Annotated in this window: 21 protein-coding genes; 10 read left to right on the forward strand and 11 right to left on the reverse strand. The window is 41.9% G+C overall.

Translation table 11 applies throughout. From position 1 onward, the window contains the following. Positions 1-32: 32 nt before the first annotated feature. Both ACFSMW_RS19565 and bla read left to right on the forward strand, forming a co-directional pair. A complete protein-coding gene (locus tag ACFSMW_RS19565; RefSeq protein WP_390357993.1) occupies positions 33-905 on the forward strand; it encodes a YitT family protein in 873 nt (290 codons plus the stop codon). Positions 906-1,201: 296 nt separating this feature from the next. Then, on the forward strand, positions 1,202-2,098 hold the full coding sequence (gene bla, locus ACFSMW_RS19570) for a class A beta-lactamase (protein WP_390357994.1): 897 nt from the start codon (positions 1,202-1,204) through the stop codon (positions 2,096-2,098). Positions 2,099-2,219: 121 nt separating this feature from the next. Here bla and ACFSMW_RS19575 read toward each other — a convergent pair whose 3' ends face one another. Beyond that, on the reverse strand, positions 2,220-3,233 hold the full coding sequence (locus tag ACFSMW_RS19575; RefSeq protein ID WP_390357995.1) for a quinone oxidoreductase family protein: 1,014 nt from the start codon (positions 3,231-3,233) through the stop codon (positions 2,220-2,222). A 138-nt stretch (positions 3,234-3,371) separates the two neighbouring features. On the opposite strand from ACFSMW_RS19575, the gene ACFSMW_RS19580 reads away from it, so the two are divergent. From ACFSMW_RS19580 to ACFSMW_RS19595, 4 genes are all read left to right on the forward strand, one after another. Further along, positions 3,372-3,908, forward strand: coding sequence for a MarR family transcriptional regulator (locus ACFSMW_RS19580; RefSeq protein ID WP_390357996.1), 537 nt, complete (start codon positions 3,372-3,374; stop codon positions 3,906-3,908). Between the two features lie 33 nt (positions 3,909-3,941). After that, positions 3,942-4,325 (forward strand): alpha/beta fold hydrolase, encoded by a 384-nt coding sequence (locus ACFSMW_RS19585; protein ID WP_390357997.1) that lies wholly within the window; start codon positions 3,942-3,944, stop codon positions 4,323-4,325. Between the two features lie 143 nt (positions 4,326-4,468). Then, on the forward strand, positions 4,469-4,843 hold the full coding sequence (locus ACFSMW_RS19590) for a hypothetical protein (RefSeq protein ID WP_390357998.1): 375 nt from the start codon (positions 4,469-4,471) through the stop codon (positions 4,841-4,843). A gap of 163 nt (positions 4,844-5,006) precedes the next feature. Continuing rightward, on the forward strand, positions 5,007-6,935 hold the full coding sequence (locus ACFSMW_RS19595) for an ATP-dependent DNA helicase (RefSeq protein WP_390357999.1): 1,929 nt from the start codon (positions 5,007-5,009) through the stop codon (positions 6,933-6,935). A 69-nt stretch (positions 6,936-7,004) separates the two neighbouring features. On the opposite strand, the gene ACFSMW_RS19600 is transcribed toward ACFSMW_RS19595, so the two are convergent. After that, the gene (locus tag ACFSMW_RS19600) at positions 7,005-8,396 is read right to left on the reverse strand and encodes an FAD-binding oxidoreductase (RefSeq protein ID WP_390358000.1); all 1,392 of its coding nucleotides are present in this window, start codon (positions 8,394-8,396) and stop codon (positions 7,005-7,007) included. A 586-nt stretch (positions 8,397-8,982) separates the two neighbouring features. Between ACFSMW_RS19600 and ACFSMW_RS19605 the strand changes: the two genes are divergently transcribed. Beyond that, complete coding sequence (locus ACFSMW_RS19605) at positions 8,983-9,588, forward strand: hypothetical protein (RefSeq protein ID WP_390358001.1); 606 nt, start codon at positions 8,983-8,985, stop codon at positions 9,586-9,588. A 95-nt stretch (positions 9,589-9,683) separates the two neighbouring features. Here the strand turns inward: ACFSMW_RS19605 and aldA are convergent, their stop codons facing one another. From aldA to hpaB, 5 genes are all read right to left on the reverse strand, one after another. Further along, positions 9,684-11,135: an aldehyde dehydrogenase gene (gene aldA, locus ACFSMW_RS19610; protein WP_390358002.1), complete on the reverse strand. Its 1,452-nt coding sequence runs from the start codon at positions 11,133-11,135 to the stop codon at positions 9,684-9,686. Between the two features lie 104 nt (positions 11,136-11,239). Beyond that, positions 11,240-12,547 (reverse strand): DUF2254 domain-containing protein, encoded by a 1,308-nt coding sequence (locus tag ACFSMW_RS19615; RefSeq protein WP_390358003.1) that lies wholly within the window; start codon positions 12,545-12,547, stop codon positions 11,240-11,242. A gap of 204 nt (positions 12,548-12,751) precedes the next feature. Next, positions 12,752-14,485: a GMC family oxidoreductase gene (locus tag ACFSMW_RS19620; RefSeq protein WP_390358004.1), complete on the reverse strand. Its 1,734-nt coding sequence runs from the start codon at positions 14,483-14,485 to the stop codon at positions 12,752-12,754. An 11-nt stretch (positions 14,486-14,496) separates the two neighbouring features. Then, positions 14,497-15,330 carry a gluconate 2-dehydrogenase subunit 3 family protein gene (locus ACFSMW_RS19625; RefSeq protein WP_390358005.1) on the reverse strand — a complete coding sequence of 278 codons (834 nt, stop codon included), beginning with the start codon at positions 15,328-15,330 and terminating at the stop codon, positions 14,497-14,499. Between the two features lie 235 nt (positions 15,331-15,565). Continuing rightward, positions 15,566-17,005, reverse strand: coding sequence for a 4-hydroxyphenylacetate 3-monooxygenase, oxygenase component (hpaB, locus tag ACFSMW_RS19630; protein WP_390358006.1), 1,440 nt, complete (start codon positions 17,003-17,005; stop codon positions 15,566-15,568). A 211-nt stretch (positions 17,006-17,216) separates the two neighbouring features. Here hpaB and ACFSMW_RS19635 point away from each other — a divergent pair, with 211 nt between their 5' ends. After that, positions 17,217-17,375, forward strand: coding sequence for a YfhE family protein (locus tag ACFSMW_RS19635; RefSeq protein ID WP_390358007.1), 159 nt, complete (start codon positions 17,217-17,219; stop codon positions 17,373-17,375). Positions 17,376-17,507: 132 nt separating this feature from the next. Here the strand turns inward: ACFSMW_RS19635 and ACFSMW_RS19640 are convergent, their stop codons facing one another. Further along, entirely contained in the window at positions 17,508-17,900 is a 393-nt protein-coding gene (locus ACFSMW_RS19640) for a ribonuclease HI family protein (protein ID WP_390358008.1), read from the reverse strand. Positions 17,901-18,102: 202 nt separating this feature from the next. Here ACFSMW_RS19640 and ACFSMW_RS19645 point away from each other — a divergent pair, with 202 nt between their 5' ends. Both ACFSMW_RS19645 and ACFSMW_RS19650 read left to right on the forward strand, forming a co-directional pair. After that, a complete protein-coding gene (locus ACFSMW_RS19645; RefSeq protein WP_390358009.1) occupies positions 18,103-18,909 on the forward strand; it encodes a DODA-type extradiol aromatic ring-opening family dioxygenase in 807 nt (268 codons plus the stop codon). 218 nt (positions 18,910-19,127) lie between these two features. Continuing rightward, positions 19,128-19,340, forward strand: coding sequence for a hypothetical protein (locus tag ACFSMW_RS19650; protein ID WP_390358010.1), 213 nt, complete (start codon positions 19,128-19,130; stop codon positions 19,338-19,340). Positions 19,341-19,478: 138 nt separating this feature from the next. On the opposite strand, the gene ACFSMW_RS19655 is transcribed toward ACFSMW_RS19650, so the two are convergent. From ACFSMW_RS19655 to ACFSMW_RS19665, 3 genes are all read right to left on the reverse strand, one after another. Then, on the reverse strand, positions 19,479-19,643 hold the full coding sequence (locus ACFSMW_RS19655) for a hypothetical protein (protein ID WP_390358011.1): 165 nt from the start codon (positions 19,641-19,643) through the stop codon (positions 19,479-19,481). Between the two features lie 34 nt (positions 19,644-19,677). Next, a complete protein-coding gene (locus ACFSMW_RS19660) occupies positions 19,678-19,818 on the reverse strand; it encodes a hypothetical protein (protein WP_390358012.1) in 141 nt (46 codons plus the stop codon). A gap of 99 nt (positions 19,819-19,917) precedes the next feature. Further along, on the reverse strand, positions 19,918-21,612 hold the full coding sequence (locus ACFSMW_RS19665; RefSeq protein WP_390358013.1) for a CocE/NonD family hydrolase: 1,695 nt from the start codon (positions 21,610-21,612) through the stop codon (positions 19,918-19,920). Between the last annotated feature and the right edge of the window lie 51 nt (positions 21,613-21,663).

A 21,663-nucleotide genomic window follows, 5' to 3' on the forward strand; every position in this document is an offset into this window, starting at 1 on the left:
AAACAGAGAAATTTTGAAGCGAGGAAATGACAATGGGAAAAATGACAAGGAAAAAACGCAAAAAACTTTTCATCGCATCACGAGGATTGCTGGTTATCATCGGAGCCTTTGTGACAGCATATGGTCTTGAAGCCGTATTGATTCCGAACAATGTCTCTGATGGAGGAGTGACAGGTCTGAGTATTGTCGGTTCGCAATTAATGGGACTGCCACTGGGGCTTCTCATTGCTTTGCTGAATATCCCGTTTGTATACTTGGGATATAAACAAATAGGTAAAAGTTTCGCCATTTTTTCGGTTTTAGGCATTGTATCGTTGGCAGTTGGTACTAGCGTCATGCATCATATACCTACCATTGTAGAAGGAGATACGTTGTTAATAACAGTTGTTGGAGGTATCATCATTGGTTTTGGTATGGGGCTTGCGTTGCGAAATGGCGGGGCGTTAGACGGCATTGATATGTTAGCAGTGCTGTTGTCTCGAAAATTGCCTTTCGGGACAAGCGATCTCATCTTATTTTTAAACATGTTCGTGTTTATTATTGTCTCCACGGTATTCGGTCTGCAAGGAGCTATCTTATCAGGGATTGCATATTTCATTGCTTCAAAGGTCATACACATTGTCGAGGAAGGTTTAAGCGGTTCGAAAACCTATAAGATCATTACTATCCAGCCTGAAGTGCTGGTAGAGACAATCCGTGACCGACTTGGCCGGGGAGCGACTTATCAACTGGTACAAGGTGGTTACAGCAATGAACGCTTTAAAGAAATCACCTGTGTGATAAACCGTCTGGAAGATAGTAAAATGAAGGAAATCATCCAGGAAGTTGACGAAAATGCTTTTGTGACTGTCTATGATACATCCGAGGTAAAGGGCGGTTCGTTTAAGAAGAAAAATATTCATTGATTCTAAGAAAAATGCTCTTACAAGCTATAATCTGGGCTGAATCCAAAAAAGGGTTCAGCTATTAATTTTGCTGCAGGTATTTCGTTTTACGGATTCCATCCCAATAGTTTAATAAAAGAATGATTTGACATTTTAAAACTACATATGTAGTATTTAAGTATATCCCATCTTTTTTTGTTTGCTCGAAGGCAGTGCAATGAGAGTTATTAGTACGCCACTGTAGATTTCAAACGAAGAACAGAGAAACATCTTAAATAGGGATGAAATTAAAAAACGATATGAAAGGGTTATGTGCAATGAAATTGATTCGGATATGCAGATTGAAAAAAATGATACCTTTATTGCTTTTATCATGTTTGATGCTTGCGGGTTGGACGGAGGATAATACAAGTACAAGCTCTGCACAACAAAAGCAAAAAAAAGATGGTTTTGCCAAATTGGAAGAAAAATTTGATGCCAGACTGGGCGTTTTCGCCCTTGATACCGGTTCAGGGAAAACGGTAAGCTACCGGCCAGAAGAACGTTTCCCTTACGCATCCACACATAAGGTATTTACTGTCGGGGCATTGTTACAGCAAAATACAGTGGAGGATCTTAACAAAAGAATCTTTTATACACAGAAAGACCTTGTGAATTATAATCCGGTTACGGAGAAACATGTTGAAACAGGGATGACACTTAAAGAACTTTGTGATGCCTCCCTCCGTTACAGTGACAATACAGCAGATAACCTTCTGCTAAAGGAGCTGGGCGGCCCTGAGGCGTTGAAGAAATCACTTCGGAAGATCGGTGATCATGTCACTGACCCTGAGCGCTTTGAGCCAGAGTTGAATGATGTCAAACCTGGTGAAATTCATGATACAAGCACACCGAAGGCAATGGCTGCAAGCCTCCAAGCTTTCACACTTGGGGATGCACTTGCAAAAGAAAAACGACTCCTTTTAAACGACTGGTTAGAGCGAAACACCACTGGGGATACGTTAATTCGGGCAGGGGTACCAAAAGATTGGAAGGTGGCAGATAAATCCGGGACAGCGTCATTTGGGACGCGTAATGACATTGCTATTGTCTGGCCGCCAAAAGAAAAACCAATCGTAATTGCCATTTTTTCCAGCCATGATAAAAAGGACGCTAAAACGAATGATAAACTCATTGAACAGGCGACAAAAGAAGTGATGAATAAGATGAAATGAGGCTCTTATTAGAAAATAGAAACGAAACAGTGTGAGAAGGGCGACGGGCGTGCTCTTCTCCCACACTGTTCCCATAGCTTTAACTTTTTTGTTCAAAAAACCTGCAAAACGGTACGCTGATTTACATTTTCAATAATACTCTGCCACTGGTCTTTCTCGCCTCCATTGCTTCATGGGCCGTGGCAACCTCTGTCAGTGGATAAATATGGTCGATTTTCAGCTTGAGTTTTTCGTTTTTCATCCATTTAACAAAATCACGTTGATATTCCATCCAATGCTTCATATAGGGCAAACCATTGGTACGTGTTAGAAAAATAGACCCTTTCTCTTGCAGCTTCATCAGATCGAACGGGGGAACATATCCACTTGCTTGCCCATACATGATAAGATAACCTCCGAGAGTAAGAGCGTCCAGATTTGTTTCAAATGTATCTTTTCCTACCCCATCATAAACAGCATTTACGCCTTTTCCTTCTGTTATGTGCCTGACTGCTTTCAAAATATCTGTTTGTGAGGAAATGATAACTTCATCTGCCTCTCCAGTTTCTCTCACAAATTCAGCCTTTTTTTCTGATGATGTGACACCAACCACTTTTCCCTGACGAAGCTTGATCATCTGACAAATTAACAAGCCAAGTCCGCCTGCAGCTGCCTGAACCAGACACCAATCTTCGGGTTGCACAGGGTAGGCCTTATGTGTAAATGCCCAGGCAAGGAAACCTTGTAGGAATCCTGCAGCTGCGTCTTCCATACTTATTGAACTTGGAATAGGAATTAATCGGTTAGCCGAAAAAGTATTATAGGAGGCATACGTATTGCTTCCAGTACAAACAACACGGTCACCAATTGCCACATCAGTCACGTCTGGACCAATTTCTTCGACAACACCAACACCTTGACTACCTAAATCAATTGGCAGATTGCTTTCCTGTAATTCCGTTGAACTATAAAACTTCTGGTTAACGAGATCGCCTCTGCGCATTTGGATATCCAAAAAATTTACGGATGCCAATTTCATACGCACAAGTACTTCTCCCTGAAGTGGTATTGGAACAGGCTGATCCTCCACCTGAATGACTTGGGGGCTGCCATATTCATAAATACGCGCAACTTTTCTCATTCTGATTGTATCCAAAAAATCTTCCTCCTTCAATATAGTTTCCTGGAAACAATGTTAAAGGAAAGAGAACGCTCTGTCAAATAGTTTCAAGGAAACAATAACTCGTTCAAGTTATGATATACTAAACTGACCAAGCAATGAAGGGGGATCCCCATGAACCGTCCATTTGGCAAAGACTCATACAATGATAAAGAAGCAATAATCCTAGAGCTATTGACTTTAAGTGGAAAGTTGATTCAGAAATGGAATGTTGAAGGTGATGATGAGGAAATACAGTGGATGCTGCACCATTGCACGAATCCAGCATTGAAAGAAGTTTTAAAGGAAATAACGGTTAGCATGTTACATGTCCTGGAAGCTATTGGCCAATTAGAACCAGTAAACGGGATTACCATATCTCAGAAAATGAATATCCCGAAAGGAACTGTATCGAAAGCCACCAGACGATTAGCCGATAAACAACTAATCAACTCATCTACCCGTCCTAACAATAAAAAGGAAAGAATATTTCATACAACAGCTCTTGGAAAGGAACTTTTTTATCTGCATCGTGATCTGCATCAGGAAATTGAAAAAAATGTCATCCGCTTTCTCAGTAAGTACAAGCAAAGCGAATTAGATATTCTCACCCGAATTACCCAGGATATGCTGGAAACTTCGTGGGTTGATTTAGGATTCGATAAGAAATGAAATGTTATAAAGAAAATACTCGGGGGATATCATATGCCTTTAATCGAAATAAATGGCAGTAAAATAGAGGTTTTCCAAAAAGGCAGCAATGGTACACCAATATTCATTTTGCCAGGTATGGGTTGTTCCTTTGATGATTGGTATGAGGTTACAGAACACTTATGTAAAACGAATAAGGTAATTTTGTTCCACAGACAAGGACTTGGTGAAAGTGAATTAGGGAATGAAATCCGAAATACAGAAGCAACTGTAGAGGATCTAATGAGTTTAATGTTGTATCTGAAGATTTCGGAGCCTGTGATTTTGGCAGGTCATTCTTATGGCGGCTTGTGTGCGCAGCACTTTGTTAAATTATATCCTCATTATACAAAAGGACTGGTATTGGTTGATGCTACATCAGTTGATTTAAGATATTAGACGAATTAAGGTTACCTGTTTTAGACAGGGAAGATGAAGTTTGGTTTGAAAACTGTAAAGCATATGCATCGATGTCCACGGCGGAACTACGAAAAATAATAAGTCCTTCCCTCTCTGAAAAACAAACACGATTTCCGAAGGCTGTGCAAGCTAGACTGAAGACATTTCTAATAAATCCCTCACTGTATAAAGCGATGAGCTCTGAGATACAGCAATGGGAAAGGGATGCTGAAATAATAAAGTATCTGGGTGAATTTCCGGACATTCCGCTAACTGTCATTGGACGGGATAAAGAACATTGCATCAGTCTTGGCAAGGATGCAGGATATCCGGAATGGGAGTTGAGACATTTCGAGGAGAAATGGCAAGAACTTATCTCTGAGCAAGCAAACTTGTCTGTACGCAGTAACTTGGTATTCGCCCGAAAATCCAGCCATGCAATATATTTAGATAGACCGGATCTCGTTATCGAGTCAATCATCCAGCTGGATCAAGCAGAATCTGATTGCAGGGGATAACATGAATGTAATCCCACAAAAAAATAGATATATAAGTGCGCATCGTGATATTGGGAAAAATGAAACGATGCTTTTTACTTTTTGATGTAATAGATTTCGTGACAGGAATGGAAAGATCACGTATAATAGCTTTTTTATCGAAGAGTTAGAGGAGTCTGCAATAATGAAAAGTCAACCAATCCCATTTACAGTGTCAAAAACGGAAAATTTCTTTGACCGATTAGGCGATTATGTAGGTGATGTTTTTTATGATATCTTACCGGAACAGGGCTATGAGCTTCGAGATGAGCAAATTTATATGGCCTTTCAATTGGAAAAAGCTTTTAAAAATAAACGGACTATCTTTGCGGAAGCAGGAGTGGGGACAGGGAAGACACTTGTATATTTGTTATATGCCATTTGCTATGCACGCCATCGTGGAAAACCGGCAATTATTTCTTGTGCAGATGAAACATTAATTGAGCAGCTTGTGAAAAAGAATGGAGATATCGACAAGCTGGAAAAGGCGCTGGGTCTGAACGTTGATGTGCGATTGGCTAAAGCAAGGGAAAACTATGTGTGTATGAAAAAACTTGATCCGCTTGCCAATAGGACGAATAATGAAGAGGTACTTCGGGTTCATGATGAAATTCCGGATTTTGTTTATGATACTGGCGCTAGATTAAGATCCTTTGAGCGCTATGGAGACCGTAAAGAATATCCATGGGTATCCGACGCGACATGGGAAAAGATTGCTTGGGATTCCCTGCAGCAGTGTTCTACATGTGAATGGCGTCATCGGAGCGGGCAAACATTAAACAGGGAATACTACCGGCATGCAACGGATGTCATCATCTGTTCGCATGATTTTTACATGGAGCATGTGTGGACGAAGGAATCCCGAAAACGTGAAGGGCAAATGCCTTTGCTGCCAGAGTCGAGCTGTGTTGTTTTTGATGAAGGCCATTTACTGGAGTTCGCTGCACAAAAGGGATTGACATACCGCTATAATCTTGAGACGTTATCCAATGTATTAACAGGCTATATGGGACAGGATGTAAGAGAAGAATCGCTCTATCTGGTTGAAGATATTTTAACTATAAATGATGAATGGTTCCAATTACTTGGTCAAAATTCCACGGCAGTTATCGGATCAAATCGTCAGGAGATTGATTTTTCACCGGAAATGATTGAGATGGCTGGAGATCTGCATAAAAAAGTGGGGCAATTACTGGAGCAGCTTGTTTTCGATGCAGAATTATTCACCATAGAAGACTATTATGTGAAAATTATCGAGGAATACTTGGAATTTTTCTCGTATGGCTTATCTATTCTACTAAAAGATGACGAGGGAATTTATTGGCTGGAGGATACTGAAACATCTACAAATCTTGTGATTATGCCACGGCTCGTGGAGGATGTTTTGAAAAGAGAGGTGTTTTCACAGAATATCCCCTTTATATTTTCATCAGCGACATTATCACAAGCTGGCGACTTTTCTTATCTGGCGAACAGTTTAGGTATTCAGGAATTCGACTCATTTTCGGTTGCTTCTCCATTTGACTATGAGAGGCAAATGAACATCAACGGATATATAGATGTGGATCAAGAAGTGAAGTGGGCGAAATTTGGTGAGCAACTAACGGAAACCGGTGGCAGATCCCTGATTCTATTTTCAACTGCAGAAGAAATGAAGGCATATCGTCAATGGGCGGCAGATCGTGTGTTTCCTTTTGCAATACTATATGAAGGAGACCAGGAGATAAGTGAAACAATACGGCGGTTTCAATCAGACGAGACAGCTGTATTATGTGCTTGCCGTCTTTGGGAAGGATTGGATATACCAGGGGAGTCACTGAGACAAGTGATTATTTCATCACTGCCATTTCCACCAAAGGATCCAGTCTTTGAGGCAAAAAGGAAACATGCCGCACACCCCGAACAGGAAGTTGACACAGCTTATATGCTGCTGCGATTGCGGCAGGGTATAGGAAGGCTAATCCGCAGCAATGAAGATAATGGTGTGATCCATATTTGGATGAAGGAAAACGAAAGACAGACATACCAGGAAACGATCGAGATGATATTGCCTGTAGAGGTTTCTTGGCAGTAAGAGCAGTAAATTTAAAAAGTGGAACAAGGCCCTCTATAGTAAGAGAGGCTCTTGTTTACGCCACTATCATTACGTAAAGGGTGGGATGCTTTGCGGAAATCGGAACACATTCATAGGGTCTACATTTGTTTTTATTTCTCTTAATCGATCGAAATTTTGACCGTAGTATGTTATTGGCCAATCACGGATGGAGATATCTGGCCAATTGACATAATCCCCTTGCGTGTAAGGCTTCAAGTTTTCTCTTAATGCGAAAACCCATTGTACATTTTCTCTTGCCTCCATGCGGTTTACCCATCTCGTGTTATATTCTTGCGCAATTAATGCATCCCTATGATAATAAGCCGTTTCAGATGGTTCTTTATCTTGTACAGCACCTGCCAACGATTGTTGCCAGATCGCTGTATTTTTATTTGGCGCATGTTCAAGGAATTTTTTCATTATTTGGATGCCATCCCTGGGAAGGGGTTCGTAGATATACGATCCAGATCGTTTAAAATAAGAAGGAATATTTCCAGCAGGATTGTTGAAAAAGTTAATTGCCTTATTAAAAGGTACTGTCCCTACTTGGATTTTTCTAGCAGAAGTGTCTTTTACAAGGGGGAGAATCAATTTTTTCAGTTCACCTTCTGCGCCGAGGAACTGTCCCAGCGCCAAGATTGTATTTTCGCTTTTGGCTCTAAGTTCAATGCTTGAAGTTAACCTGCGATCTGTGAAAGGAGCCCAGCGCTGCCATCTATCGAATGCAGTTTCCAATTGGTCAAAATCCCACTCAGTCTGGAAAATGGATACGTTTTTAATGGGGTGTATACGAAATTTGAACTCCGTCACGATACCGAAATTTCCCCCTCCGCCGCCACGGCATGCCCAAAATAGTTCGCTATTCTTCATTTTATTTGCTTCTACGACTTTCACATCGTACTTTCCTTTCGGTACGATGATTCGCACATTCAGGAGGTTGTCACAAGTTAATCCAAACACCCTGGATAAGTAACCAATTCCTCCGCCTAATGTCAGCCCTGCGATGCCAACAGTTGACTGGGTTCCGGCAGGGATCGCACTACCTGTAGTTGATTGAATGCCGCTGGGAATTGTACGTCCGTGTTGCCAAAGTGTATGATAGACATGCCCCAGTTCACAACCTGCTTGCATGACCGCAATGTCCTTTGAGGGATTTACCTTTATTGCGTTCAATTCACTGATATCGATAACAATGCCATTATTTAGTAATGAGAAATTTTGATAACTATGCCTCCCACTTCTTATGCGGAAAGGGATTTTATTCTCCCGTACATATTTTAGTGCGTTCAAAACATCCTTTTCCTCCTGGCAAAATACGATTGCTCTTGGAAACATTTCATAATATAGGTTGAAATTTTTGCGGGCTTCCGGATAGCTCGGATCACCACGCTGTACAATCCTTCCAGTTAATTTAGTCACTATCAGCTCCACCTTTATCATTTGTATTACAGTAGTATATGAGCTTGGTAAAGACGGGTAACGGCGGATAATGCCAATCTGGCAATGGATCTGTGGTTGAGGAAGGGGAAAGGTATAAACGCAGTTTTCAGAGGTATTAGCAGAGAGGTGTTTGCAAATATATTGTGAGAATAGTGGTCTAACAAAAGAGGACATCTTTACATGGGCCCCATTATGGCTGGTGCGAGACTGTCTGAAAATGTGTCATCTGAAAAGGCGGATCGGCTCTTGCGTATGGTAAACCAATACTATCCTTAAAAAAGCGTTCGTTTATTGTACTTGGCGTAAAATGGTATTTTTCATATGTGTCCATCCTCTCGAAATCATTGATTGATGACATATTATTTTTTCAAGCAGGTTAGCCCCTTCGGTTCACTTTCATTGTAATATGTCTCTATTTGCTGAAAGAAAATTTGAATAAAGTAAAGGTTTTTCATATATAAATGTAGAAGTGTTTACTTTAAAAATCCAGACATTTAGCTAAAGGATGCGTGGATTTCTCAGTGGCATGCACGTAGAAAACTTTTCTTTATTCAATGCCAAAACAATCATATCTCGAGGGTAGCATATGAAAAATTCATTGTTTGTAAGTCTATTCATTGTTTTGCTGTTACTTACCGGTTGCATGCATCAGGGGACGCAAACAGGATCTACTAAAAAATCACCGGCTAAATTGACTTTAATGCAAGCAATAAAGCTTGCTTATCCGGACGCTGTGAAATGGGACAAGGGAGCTACGTTAATTGATGCCAAAAGTGTTGACAGTGATGAAGGAATAGCTGCGTTTGATGGCACAAGCAGATCTTGGAGTATAACTTTTGGCATACCGAACACCGATGAAGCTTTTTTGGTAAATATTCACGATGGAAGGATCAATGCGCATGGCGAGGTAACGGATGAAGGTGCTCCGCCCCTATCAAAGGGTTACTTTATTACAGATTTATCAAAAGTTAAGTTTGACTCACCAGAACTCTTAAAAAAAGCCATCAGTGCCACAAAACTGTATCCAAGTGATACATGGAAAACCGGGTACAGCTTTGGGATCTCAAAGGATAGTGAGAAAGATATTATCCTTATCAAAATTATTGGGTGGGATAAAAAAAGGGGAGAGGTGAAAGGATTACAATATAATGCCAGTACCGGGGAGCTATACAGTAATACAGAAGGCGGGTAACATAAAAAAGAAACTAATCGATATCCACAAACTAAATATAAAAATAGGCAAGGCACCGGAGCAGTTTTAACCTGCTCCGGTGAGCTATTGCAGTATTATTGTTTATCTTTATCGTATTGCATATAAACCACTTGCGTGACAAGGAAATCTTCTAATCCGTGTTTGCCATCTGTGCCGCCAAGGCCAGATTTGCGCATACCAGCATGATATCCCTGTACTGCCTCAAAATTTTCTCTATTGACATATGTTTCTCCGAATTTAAGTTCATTGACTACTTTCATCGCCTCATTCACATCGTCTGTATAAACAGAGGATGAGAGTCCGTAAACAGTATCGTTACCTTTTTCAATTGCTTCATCCAGTGTTTGGAAGGTTGTGATTGGAAGGACAGGACCGAAAATTTCCTGTTGCATAATTGCTGAATCATGGGATACATTCGTCAGGATTGTCGGCTTGTAAAAATAGCCTTTTTCACAATCTGCCCGTTTGCCCCCAGTAACGATCTTTGCGCCGTCTTTTTTAGCTTTTTCCACCATATCACTTACGGTTTTCAAGCGGTCTTTACTGATTAAAGGACCGACGTCGGCGTCTTTGTTTTTTCTTGGGTCATCAATGGTTTTGTTTGCAAAGCTTTCCTTCAGCTTATCTGTAAACGCATCTGCAATATCTTCCTGAACATAGACGCGTTCTGCATTCGTACATGCCTGTCCATTGTTCGCAAGACGGGAAGTGACGATATTGTCGACGGCTATGTCAAGATTAGCATGCTTGGTTACTATCGCCGGAGCCTTGCCGCCAAGTTCCAGATTCACTTTCGTAATATTTTTAGCTGCAGCTTCCATCACTTTTGTCCCTGCCGGTATGCTCCCTGTCATTGTCACCATAGCGACTTTCTCGTGCTTAGCAAGTGCGTTTCCTACTTCCGAACCCGTCCCGGTCACTACATTGTAGACTCCCTTAGGGATTTCATGCATGCTATCCACTATTTTTGTGAAGGCCATTGTCGTATTGGGAGTTTTCTGACTTGGCTTCAAGACAATGGTGCACCCGGATACAAGTGCAGTGGCTACTTTCCTTGCAAGTATGAATACTGGGAAATTCCAAGGTACGATACCCGCGATAACACCAATTGGTTTCTTATAAATATAAATATTTTCGTTGGGACGATCGCTCGGGACGATTTCCCCTTCGATTCGACGCGCCCATTCAGACATATAGCGGAAATAATCAATTGCCAGATCTACTTCCCCTTGCGCCAAATTATGGTCTTTGCCTTGTTCTTCCTGAAGCAAGTCGACAAACGTATCACGATTTTCCTGAATGGCATCGCCTAGCTTACGCACAATCTTTCCACGTTCAATATTAGGTGTCAGCTCCCATGCTTTCTGTGCATCGAATGCTGCCTGGACCGCCCGGTTGACATCTTCCTCTGTACCTCTTGGCACCTGGGAAATCACTTCTTCGGTGGACGGATTGATGATATCCAGCCACTCATTTTCTGTAGATGCCGTATATTCTCCATTCATGTAAAGTTGATGCGCTTTCATGATGTATACCTCCTTAAAAGCTTCTCCAACACTCATTCCACAAGGATGATGAAGCTAAACCAAACGGAGAACGGGGACAGTTTCGCTTTGCAATTGATTAATACCTAGCTCAGTGAAAGGCTGTCTTCCTCTCGATGGCAGGCTTTGAACGCGTCACAAATCCATTGCATGTGCTGTCGATCCAATTCTGAAAGGAAGTCCCATTCAATTACGTCAGTGATGTAATAGTGAAACTCCCATAGCTTTTGTTTGATGGTTTTGTTGCTGACAACCGAGAGTTTGTATAGAACTTCCATGATGCCATAAATGACAGAGATATCGTCCTTGCCATAATGGCGGATTTGATAAAAACTTTTATATAAATAGTCTTCAAATTTTTTAGGATGATGAATGACACGAAGCTGTTTTTCTTTATCTGCGAAATAGTAGGTTTCCCGATAATTTTTACCAGTCTCATGCAGTAATTCACCGATTCTGTTGATACAGTTGATTGCGGTATGCGGATCATTTATAGCTGGAGAAATTGCTCTTAAAGCGATATCAACCAGCTTTTGCAATGAAAATTCGATGTCTAAAATATCGGTTCGTTCACTGTCAATAATGACATATTCATGCAGCTCTTTCGTATGTTTTTGATCTTCAGATACGGTGATATGCAATAACGGATAGTCTTCTAGAACATAATCGCCGACTTGCACGTTCAGAATGAGGCTGGCGTTATGCTGCCGTGACCAAGCTACCAGATTTTTAAAGTCGATGGTTTGGATGTATCCGGGGTTTTTAGCATGTATCATTGCAGTACATTTTCTTTTTATTTTGTTGACTTCTTCTTCATTCCAATTGGAATATTCAAGATACTCCCTGGGCTTGTACGTATTTTGAATGACACGTGAACCATCCATGCGTATTTTGGCAATCAAATGATTTACCTGCACCCATCGCGCAGAATAGTGAATAAAGTAAATGAAAAATCCCAAAATCATGATGGCAATCAGTCCCATTATGATTGGACCGATCACTAAACTGTTTTTATCGACTAAAATCAAATGCAATAATGCGAAAATGAATCCGAAGCTGTAAAAACCTAAAACATGGTGTGTGGAACTGCTTCGCATGAAATCCTGCAATGTCCTTGGTGAGAACTGCGAGGAATAGGTAGTAAGCACGGCCATGATGACAGAAATGCTGATTGTCGTCATGGTTAGGATGGCAGTGACAAGTGCTGAATATAATTCTTTTGCGACATCACTGCTGGTCAGCAGCACCTGGGGTAATTGCACTTTATGCTGATGAATCAGCCAGGAATCAAGATGATGGACAGCAAATACGAGGCCAATCGCAATCAAACCGTATATTGCAGGTAAAAACCAGAAACTACTTCTTAACTTCAGCCATAATTTTTCACTTTCCATGTTGATCCTCCAAATCTTCAATACAGATGATAATAACCAATACCCATTAAAATAGGGGATGACACCTAATGCATAGTGCAAGTATCTCAACAATCAAAAAAAGAGCTGAATGATGATCAATCAGCTCTTACTGGTTGGGCCGTGAAGACCGGCGTTTTCATGGAACTTGATTATTTTATTTTAGTAAGGAAATATATGTCTGCTTCATGTCAGGACGCCACCGCCATTTTTCAAGTAATTGACCATGCCTTCCGCTGCCCGGTAGGCAAAAGCTCCTATGGTCACCGTAGGATTATAGTTGCTGTTATGCGGAAAAGAAGAGCCGCCTACAACAAATAAGTTTTCCATGTCCCACATTTGGGAGTACGTATTTACCGCAGAATTCCCTTGATTGTCTCCCATGATTGCTCCTCCAAAAAAGTGGTCTGTATAAAATTTGTGGTCAAACACGACATCATCCTTAATATCGTCCACATCTACTATGTCCGCTCCCATTTTTTCCACTATCTTTTTGGCAGTGTTGACACCATGGCGTGCACGGCTTATATCATAGTCCTGGTATTCACATGTGATACGCAGTAATGGATTGCCGAGAAAATCCTTATATGTCGGGTCCAGGTCCATGTAGCTATTCCTGTTTGGCAAAAAACCAGTCTGCGGGGTCAGGAATATATTACGGTTAGTATAGTGCAGGGAATTCTTCTTGAATTCTTTTCCCCAAATCGGAGTCCCTTTTGGCACTTGGTTATTGGCAATCGGGCGCATTCCTAACTGGGTGTAATGGACTTCATAGCCGTGCAGGAAATCGAGGTTGCTATGGTCAACATTGTCACCGCTGAAATCATCTATGGTCGCTCCGAGAGAGCCGGCGCCGGCATACAGGTTGAATTTCTTTTTTTCAAAGAATCCTCTTGCACCGATATAAGTGGATATGTTCGTAAAATGCCCTGTGAAATTTTTGCCGATCATTCCTCTTCCTGTTTTTGGATCATATGGTTCTCCAATGTTTGACATCAGCAGCAGACGGTTATTGGTGAAAACAAATCCGGCAAGCACGACTAAGGTAGCGGGTTGTTCGTATTCATCTCCAGTTGTTGTATCAGTGAAAATGACACCATTAGCCCGCGTCCCGCTATAAGTCACGCGTGTTGCATTAGCATTGTTCCTGATGTCACATTTGCCAGTTTTTTGTGCTGTAGCTAGCACAGTGATAATTGGATCTGATTTTGCCCCGAAATCACAGCCGTATTCTTCGCAGAAGGCACAATACATACAAGCGTTGATCTGTTCGCCATCCGGATTGGTATACTGTCTGGATAGATTGGCAGATGGGATCGAGTAGGGATGGTACCCCAAATCTTTTGCAGCCTTTTTATAAAGGCGGGTAACAGAAGTATCCTTCATTGGCGGATTGGGGTACTTATCCGAACGCTTCGGACCAATCGGGTTTTCCTCACCGGATATTCCTGCCGTTTTTTCAAATTTGTCGTAATATGGTTCCAACTCTTCATACGTGATGCCCCAGTCCTGAATAGTGCAGTTTTCAGGAATTTTGTTTTTACCGTAGCGTTCGATCGTTTTGCTTCGTATTTCGAAATCATACGGCAGCCAGCGAAAACTCATTCCATTCCAGTGGACGCCGGCTCCTCCGGTGTCCGTACCGAGACGAGCGTGGCTATTATTGCGAACGGGCAGAGCCGTATCATTTATGCTGCTTCTGGAAGTCAGCGTTTCTTTGTTCAGACGCTGCATCATCTCATAACGCAGCGAATATCTCAGTTCGTCTTTCGTACCGATATAATCGGTATTATTTTTATTTTCTCCACGTTCCAGGATAACGACTTGATATCCTTTTTTTGCTAATTCAGCGGCAGCGATGCCTCCGGACCATCCGGATCCGACAATGACTGCGTCTACTTTTTTCAACCTGGTGACCACTGCTGCACCTCCTAGTGTCCTTGATATTGTGTGAGACTCATTGGTTTGATTTTAACGAATTCTTCTTTACTGATAATATTGGTGTACGAAGGCTGGGAGCCAGGGAAATCTTTCATTTCCCATCCCATCATATTTTTATTTCCTCCGTAAAGCGGGTCAGAGTATGCACCTTCTAGTGTCGACTGCCGCAATAACGCGAAAAAATCCTGTGAATTAATCCCATTCATTGGTATTTTTCCATCTTCAAAATCCTGTAATATCTCAATCTGTTGTTTTTCATCAGCTTTATCATAGGATGTTTTGAAACGTTTTTGGCTTTCCTGATTCATTTTACGAAGTCCCTGCAAAAATATTTGCCCCCGGTCTAACATAGATTGATCTGCTTGTGCCGTTGATCCCAGACCTTTCTTATGTTTAGTTGTCTTGAAAGGAGCATTGCGATAATCATCACCATTGATCCCCCAGCGTCCGGAAAGCTGGCTGTCTATGAAATAGGGAACACCCAGTTCAATCGCTCCTGGTCCGTGGTCATCTTTGGGATAAATCCGTTCTACGGCAGCTTCTAAAACGACGAAATCATCCAACCTATGAAAGAATTGCCTTGCTTGCTGGTAATTGACTGCTTTCTCTTTCGCGGATTGATTTTGCGTCTGATGGTCTTTAGAAAATTGATTGGTAAGCAGCCCGCCAAGCAGAGAACCGCCTATGACACCTCCGGCGACCATCCCGGTATTTTTCAGAAACCTTCGTCTGTCCGGGTCAAAATCTTGTTTTTCCCCCGTTATATCATTGGAAGATTCATCTTTTTTATCTTTATCGTTATCATCTGAATGTTTATCTGTCATAGTCAGCTACCTCCTAAGATAATATTGTCCACATTCTATCCCAGGGAGACCGGATATATACATCAAGGAAACTATAAGGTATACAATGTCCTATTGCGGGACAGATACACCTTAAAGTGATAGGAAAATCATTTGTTTGAAAGCTTTCATTTGAACAATAAATCAGTTGCGGAAGTATGCGTTATAATGAAAAAACCATCGTCCCCGGAAAATCGTGGGAGATGGTCATCTATTGCTAGGCTTTTTCCAACAAAGCTTTAACTTTCTTGACAAAAGGGGCTTTATCATATGACTGATATAATGTAGTGGCAAGCCTGACTGGGTCACCAAAGAAGAATCGCTCATATTGCATTTCACGTGTACCGAAGGCACTCATGGAAAGATCCCAGGCCAGTCGGAAAATTTTTACCCGGGTTTCTGCATCATCTGATTTAGATTGCAAATATTGATCCAAATCTTTCCTTAGAGATGACGAAAACGCACGTTCAGTAGGAATGGACATCAATCCGCTAGCACCAAGCTGCTGAATAATTTCTCCGAACCTGGCATAAGTTTTCGGAAATATGTTACAGGCTACTTGCAATGTCATGTGGTCTGGCCGCATCCATCCCCATTCGTCTTCCTTTGCTTTTGCTTCTGATTGCATGAGCAATGCTTTCATTGTCTCCAAGCAAACAATGATTTCAGAAGCTTTTTCCTGAACGTGCTGGTATTCACCGATATTGATGGTCTCGATGATAGTTTGAACCACTCCGAGGATAAATTCTGTTTTGATAATTTGTCTGGATACCGCTTGATGCTGTGTGAAAGGAAGGAAAGAGCTGGCGGGCATAAATGAGTTGGACACCGTGATATTATCATAAAAAAACACTCGTTCCCATGGGACAAGTACATCGTCAAAAACAACAATCGCGTCTAATTCCTCATACCGTGAACTCAATGGATAGTTGAATGTTGATTTCCCGCCGACGAAGGATTCTCTGGCAATAAACTTCAATCCCTCACTATTACTTGGAATGGAGAAGGCAAATCCATTCGCTTTATCTTGGATTCCTCCTGCAGAAAATACCAATATCTCATCAGTGATTCCACCCTGGGTAGCCAGCAGTCTGGCTCCTTTAATCATGATGCCGTCCGCTGTTTTATTCACTACCTTTGCTGCAATCGGTTCATCTGTGTCTTCAAAATAGAATTCCGAACGATTCACTTGTGGATTAACAAATGTATGTGTCATGGAAATATCATTTTCCCTGGCGTATTCAAAAAAGTGAATCAAATGCTCTGGAAAACAATTTTCCTTCCCTTCCAGAAAACCAGCTGATGATGCCAAAGCCATGAGAACAGTGTTCATGTAATCAGGGCTTCTTCCCATCAAGCCGTTGGACGAACAAGCCCATTCTTGAATCATATTTCGCCTTTTGGTTAAGTCGTTTTTCGTTTTTGGCTGAAGATATGATATTCCAACTCGTTGTCCGCTAAGCGGAGAGGCAAAGGTCATAACGTCTTTTAACGATTCATCATGTTGCAGGTCGTATAATGCTGCTTGACTTTTCATGAGCCCCTTTAATGCTGGATGTTCCGAAAATTTTTCATTTACCCGGCTGCCATCCACCCATAAGTCCGTTTTTAGCTGATCTATGCGGTGAATATATTCTTTTCCTGTTATTGCTGGCATATGTGCACCCCTCATCTTTACTGTCAAATATTTTTTATTTATTCTATTGGCGAATGCCTATAACCGTGACAAATGATTTCTATCACTAACCAAAAAAGGGGCATGTTACCTGATGGAAAGACTTCACATCTTTTTGGGCGGATGTTTTATATTTTATGGAGCGGGAAAATGTATACGGAATCAAATTTTTCGAGAAGGAGTAATTTAAAATATGCGAAATATACAATATCAGCCAACGAAAAACAAACAGCTTTCGGATGCGCAAGAAGTGTTGTATACGAAGGAATTCAAGCAGGCCGATATTGCCGGCGGTTTTCGAAGGGAACGTGTAAGAGAAGCGAAGAGGGAAAATCCTAAATTGAAAAAATAATTGGATGAAAGCTGAGACGGGGCTGTTCACGATGTCTTATGAAAGACTTTTTGGACAGCCCCGTCGGTTACTTATGTGTTAAGAATCGCGGAGGTACTGGAGACTAACGAATTCAGGATTGGCGCAAATGGATCAGTTTTGCTGCTGGATTGCTTTTTTTGCAAGGCGATCGGCATGAGCGTTTTGTTTTTCGGGAATCCATTTGATGAAAAAGTATGGGAAAAACTTTGTCAGAAGATTGATTTTCGTTATCAAAGGCTGAAATAGAACGTTTTTCGTGGAGCCATTTTCAATGATATCTACAACCGTTTTGGAATCTGAACGAAAAGAAAGTATTTCTCCTGCGAACTTTTCCTTACAAATTTCCAGTGCTTTGATTACCGCATGGAACTCAGCCTCATGATTGGACATGGTCTCCAATGGAATCGTATAGTCGAAAGATTCTCCACCCGCTTTCATATAGATGCCTGCGCCACTGATGCCTGGGTTTCCTTTGGAAGCCCCGTCTGTATATACAACAATCAATTCTCTCGCTCTCCTTTGCTGTCAGACTGCAAACCAACTATATCGAAATAAGCGGTTTCAGACAAGAAGAGTGTAATGATGGAAAAGTTTTATATCAACTGTATGTCAGGTTGTCATACAAAAGTTTTCCATAAAAGCAGGAATTTGCAATTTCCTATCGAATAGTTTACTGAAACCAACTAATGAAGAAAGCAGGGATTGTATGAACCCGTTTGTATTTTCATGTATTACACCTCATGGTGGAGAAATCATACCAGAACTTTCCGGAGCGTTGCCAGAACGGATGCATTTGACACGAAGTTCTATGCAAAATATCGGAAAGAAGATGCAAGCGGCCAATCCGGATGTGATCATTGTTTTGACACCACATGGTACAAGAATAGACGGCATGTTTTCCATTTCTCATAGTGAAAAAATGAGTGGCATACTGGAAGAACATGGAGCAACATATGAAATGACCCGTGATGTAGACAGAGAGCTGGCAGCTGCCATTACAGAAGCAGCGCAGAATAAGGGTATTCCTGCAGCATCCATTAATTTCGGGGCAGCAGCAGGTCCGGCATCTCAACTGCGGCTTGACTGGGGTGTCATCGTTCCGCTGGCTTTTATGCCTCATGTTCCCATCGTTGTCATCAATCCAAGCCGGGAATTGCCTTTTGATCAACATATGCGGTTTGGACAGGTGATTAGTCAATCGGTTCAAAAGAGTGAAAAACGTGTTGCGCTGATTGCAAGCTGTGACTGGTCTCATGCACATGACTTAGACGGTCCGTATGGTTTCCACCCGGCAGCAAAAGCATTAGATGAAGAGGTCATTCATTATATGAAAAATAACGAGCTGGAAAAACTGGCTGATCTGGATCCGGATTATATAGAAGCCGCTAAGCCGGATGGTATTTGGCAAACAATCATATTGGCAGGTGCCATCCCTGCAGCATCCCGCAGAATCCAGTTTTTATCATACGAGGTGCCGACGTATTTTGGGCTGATTTGTGCTGAGGTGCAATGAAAAATGGACTGTCTCTAAAAGAAGGGACAGTCCATTTTAATAACGTCCGGAAGTACTTAATCTTTCTGCTTGAACTATCTTTTCACTTCTTCCTCTAGCAGGAACGTCAGAACTGTAGCATTAGAAACAAAATTACTGAACCGCTGGCGATGACGTGAAAACCCAGGATAACTCCGCCCATATTGGTTAGAATATTGCCTGTAGGCGGAGGTGATTGTATGAAGGACAGTGAGTTGCCGCGTGATTCCTCCGAGCTGAGTGTAGAAGAACTGCTGGCTCAGGCAAAGCGCTCCGGATTGACGTATAATCAGGCAAAAGCATTCATTGCAAAAACGAGCGGCGGGTTTGGCACAAATATATACAGTGATACGAATGCGGAGGAAGTCAAACAAGAGATTCAGAATTCCGGCAAAAACAGCCGGCAAAATTAGCAGAATAACGACCTTTGGGGATTTTACCAACAAAAAGGACGTAGAACAAGAAAACAGGGAGAATTGGCAGTGCAACCACAAAAGTTATTATTGTGAAGGTCACTTTTACGGTGCGGCACCCATCCACCCCTGTTTTTCTTATGAATGATCATGGTGTTCCCAATGGGTTTCTTTTCCGCTTGTTGGACAAACGGGGAAAAGGCCATCCTCTTTAAATGTCTTTCGTACGCCGGATTGACAAATATATTCTCCAGAAACCGGAATTCCTTGTCCAGTCCGGTAAACGCGTTCTTTCTTTTCCATCAGATTTCCTCCTTGGCAGGTTGTCCTGTCCTGTTCAGTAATCTATTTCTTCCATATCTTTTGGCTGTGGTGTCGGCTGCTGCTTTTGAAGCCATTCATTATGTGCGATTTCCTCGTTCGTTTCCTGGTATGATTTACATGACTTTGCTGTATGCTTCTGTTTTTCGTCATTCATCGTCATTCATCCCTTCATTTCGTAACAATGCCGTATTAGTTTAGCCGAAGAAAGTAAAAATATAATCAAGCGTCAGGAGGACGGACCCCTGACGCCTGATTATATGATCGGAAGCAGGATATGTGATGGATGATCCCGGTCATGATAGATAGTTTGAACTGTCTGCCGCTTGCCACGGGATTTGTCAACTGAAAATTTAGGATAATTGCTTGAAGCAATTTCGACACGGATTGCGTGCCCAGGCATGAAAACATTACTTGTTGCCCATAAATCAATTTCCATACAAACAGGTTCTCCTTTATGGCCGCCTTCACCTGTAAAAGTGGCCTTCACAGTACCATCTGTCAGATTATAGGCTTTACCATCAGGGAAGACATCCACAAGTTTGGCTGTAAAATGCGCATACTCATTTTCACTGGAAGCCCATAGTATTACCTTGACAGGTCCAGTTACTTCCAACGCTGATTCTAACAGCGGTGTAGTATATACGAGAATATCCTTTCGTTTCTCCAAATCCTGCTGATTTCGTGGTCCTGCCGTGGCGACACCCCGGTATAAGTTTTGTCCTCCCAGTGATGGCACTGGATTGGCTGGATCATGGTTATAGGTGTCCACTGGCTCTTCCAATGGTATATTTTTAATGAGTATGCCGTCACCGAATCGGGAATTCGCATGGCCGCTGCTGCTGAAATAGTATGGTGTGTAAGTTGTTCTTGCCAGCGGCCATTCTTGTTCATCACGCCACACATTGCTCCCCATGACGAAAAGCTTTACTGGTGCATCTTTTTCGATGTTCGTATTTTTTCCTTTCAACCAGTGATCGAACCAGCGGATGTGCAAATTCGTCAAATCCTCTTCACCGTCTAAAAAGCTTTCGGATGCTTTCATACCGAATTCTCGTTCTCCGGCAGCCGAGCCGAAATCTCCATGGGTCCATGGCCCAATGATCAGCCGCTGGCAACAGTTGCTCTTCTGCTGCATATGCTGATAATTCTCAATAGTGGACTTCAATAGGCTGTCATACCAGCCGCCAAGATGTACTGCTGGATATTGCAGTTGATCATAGCTATTTAGAATACTTGTCTGTTTCCAAAGTGGTGCATCTTCGGCAAGTCGATAAATCTGGAAAAATTCCTCGGCTACCCCAAAATCTTCAAGCAGTGGCCAGCCATCCTCCAATGACTTTGCATATTCCTCAGGCAAATTGTCCAGTGCCTTAGCCCATTGCTGCATCTTTTCTGTATAGGTCTTTTGATCTGGATATTTTCTGCGCAGTAAATCAGGAACCATCGATTCAAGAATCCAGGTTTTCATCGATGCAAGGGAAGGGATACCGTCACGATAAACCATATTGTTCCTGAGGTCATTTAATGTCATAGCTGGAAAAATCGCCCGTAAATGTGGCGGGCGCTCTCTTGCTGCAAGCAATTGGGTGAACCCATAATAGGACAAGCCGAACATCCCAACATTGCCATCCGCATAGGGAAGCTTGGCTGCCCATTCTACAGAGTCGTAACCGTCTTTGGCCTCATCCTGAAAAGGGAAGAAATCTCCATCGGATTTGAATCTGCCTCTGACATCCTGAACAATAACCACAAACCCTGCCAGTACAAGGCGGTTGGTATCCAAATACCGATGGGAATAAAATGGATCATCCTTGCCGTATGGCAATCTTGTCAATAGAACCGGATATTTTCCATTCTCGGCGGGGCGATATATATCTGCTCGCAAAATAGTTCCATCGCGCAATGTGCATGCGATATCTTTTTCCAAAATGATTTCCTTACTATTCATTTTATTCCTCCTTTGAAATGTCATCATGTCAGCTTGCAAGGGAGCAATAGT

The organism is Tigheibacillus halophilus (assembly GCF_042683165.1).
Classification (GTDB): Bacteria; Bacillota; Bacilli; order Bacillales; family Amphibacillaceae; genus Tigheibacillus; species Tigheibacillus halophilus.

Excerpts from the sequence above, each read along its gene's own strand:
- ACFSMW_RS19565 (WP_390357993.1), top strand. The coding sequence starts at position 33 with ATGGGAAAAATGACAAGGAAAAAACGCAAAAAACTTTTCATCGCATCA.
- bla (WP_390357994.1), top strand. The coding sequence starts at position 1,202 with ATGAAATTGATTCGGATATGCAGATTGAAAAAAATGATACCTTTATTG.
- ACFSMW_RS19580 (WP_390357996.1), top strand. The coding sequence starts at position 3,372 with ATGAACCGTCCATTTGGCAAAGACTCATACAATGATAAAGAAGCAATA.
- ACFSMW_RS19585 (WP_390357997.1), top strand. The coding sequence starts at position 3,942 with ATGCCTTTAATCGAAATAAATGGCAGTAAAATAGAGGTTTTCCAAAAA.
- ACFSMW_RS19595 (WP_390357999.1), top strand. The coding sequence starts at position 5,007 with ATGAAAAGTCAACCAATCCCATTTACAGTGTCAAAAACGGAAAATTTC.
- ACFSMW_RS19600 (WP_390358000.1), bottom strand. The coding sequence starts at position 8,396 with ATGATAAAGGTGGAGCTGATAGTGACTAAATTAACTGGAAGGATTGTA.
- ACFSMW_RS19605 (WP_390358001.1), top strand. The coding sequence starts at position 8,983 with ATGAAAAATTCATTGTTTGTAAGTCTATTCATTGTTTTGCTGTTACTT.
- aldA (WP_390358002.1), bottom strand. The coding sequence starts at position 11,135 with ATGAAAGCGCATCAACTTTACATGAATGGAGAATATACGGCATCTACA.
- ACFSMW_RS19615 (WP_390358003.1), bottom strand. The coding sequence starts at position 12,547 with ATGGAAAGTGAAAAATTATGGCTGAAGTTAAGAAGTAGTTTCTGGTTT.
- ACFSMW_RS19625 (WP_390358005.1), bottom strand. The coding sequence starts at position 15,330 with ATGACAGATAAACATTCAGATGATAACGATAAAGATAAAAAAGATGAA.
- hpaB (WP_390358006.1), bottom strand. The coding sequence starts at position 17,005 with ATGCCAGCAATAACAGGAAAAGAATATATTCACCGCATAGATCAGCTA.
- ACFSMW_RS19635 (WP_390358007.1), top strand. The coding sequence starts at position 17,217 with ATGCGAAATATACAATATCAGCCAACGAAAAACAAACAGCTTTCGGAT.
- ACFSMW_RS19645 (WP_390358009.1), top strand. The coding sequence starts at position 18,103 with ATGAACCCGTTTGTATTTTCATGTATTACACCTCATGGTGGAGAAATC.
- ACFSMW_RS19650 (WP_390358010.1), top strand. The coding sequence starts at position 19,128 with ATGAAGGACAGTGAGTTGCCGCGTGATTCCTCCGAGCTGAGTGTAGAA.
- ACFSMW_RS19655 (WP_390358011.1), bottom strand. The coding sequence starts at position 19,643 with ATGGAAAAGAAAGAACGCGTTTACCGGACTGGACAAGGAATTCCGGTT.
- ACFSMW_RS19660 (WP_390358012.1), bottom strand. The coding sequence starts at position 19,818 with ATGAATGACGAAAAACAGAAGCATACAGCAAAGTCATGTAAATCATAC.
- ACFSMW_RS19665 (WP_390358013.1), bottom strand. The coding sequence starts at position 21,612 with ATGAATAGTAAGGAAATCATTTTGGAAAAAGATATCGCATGCACATTG.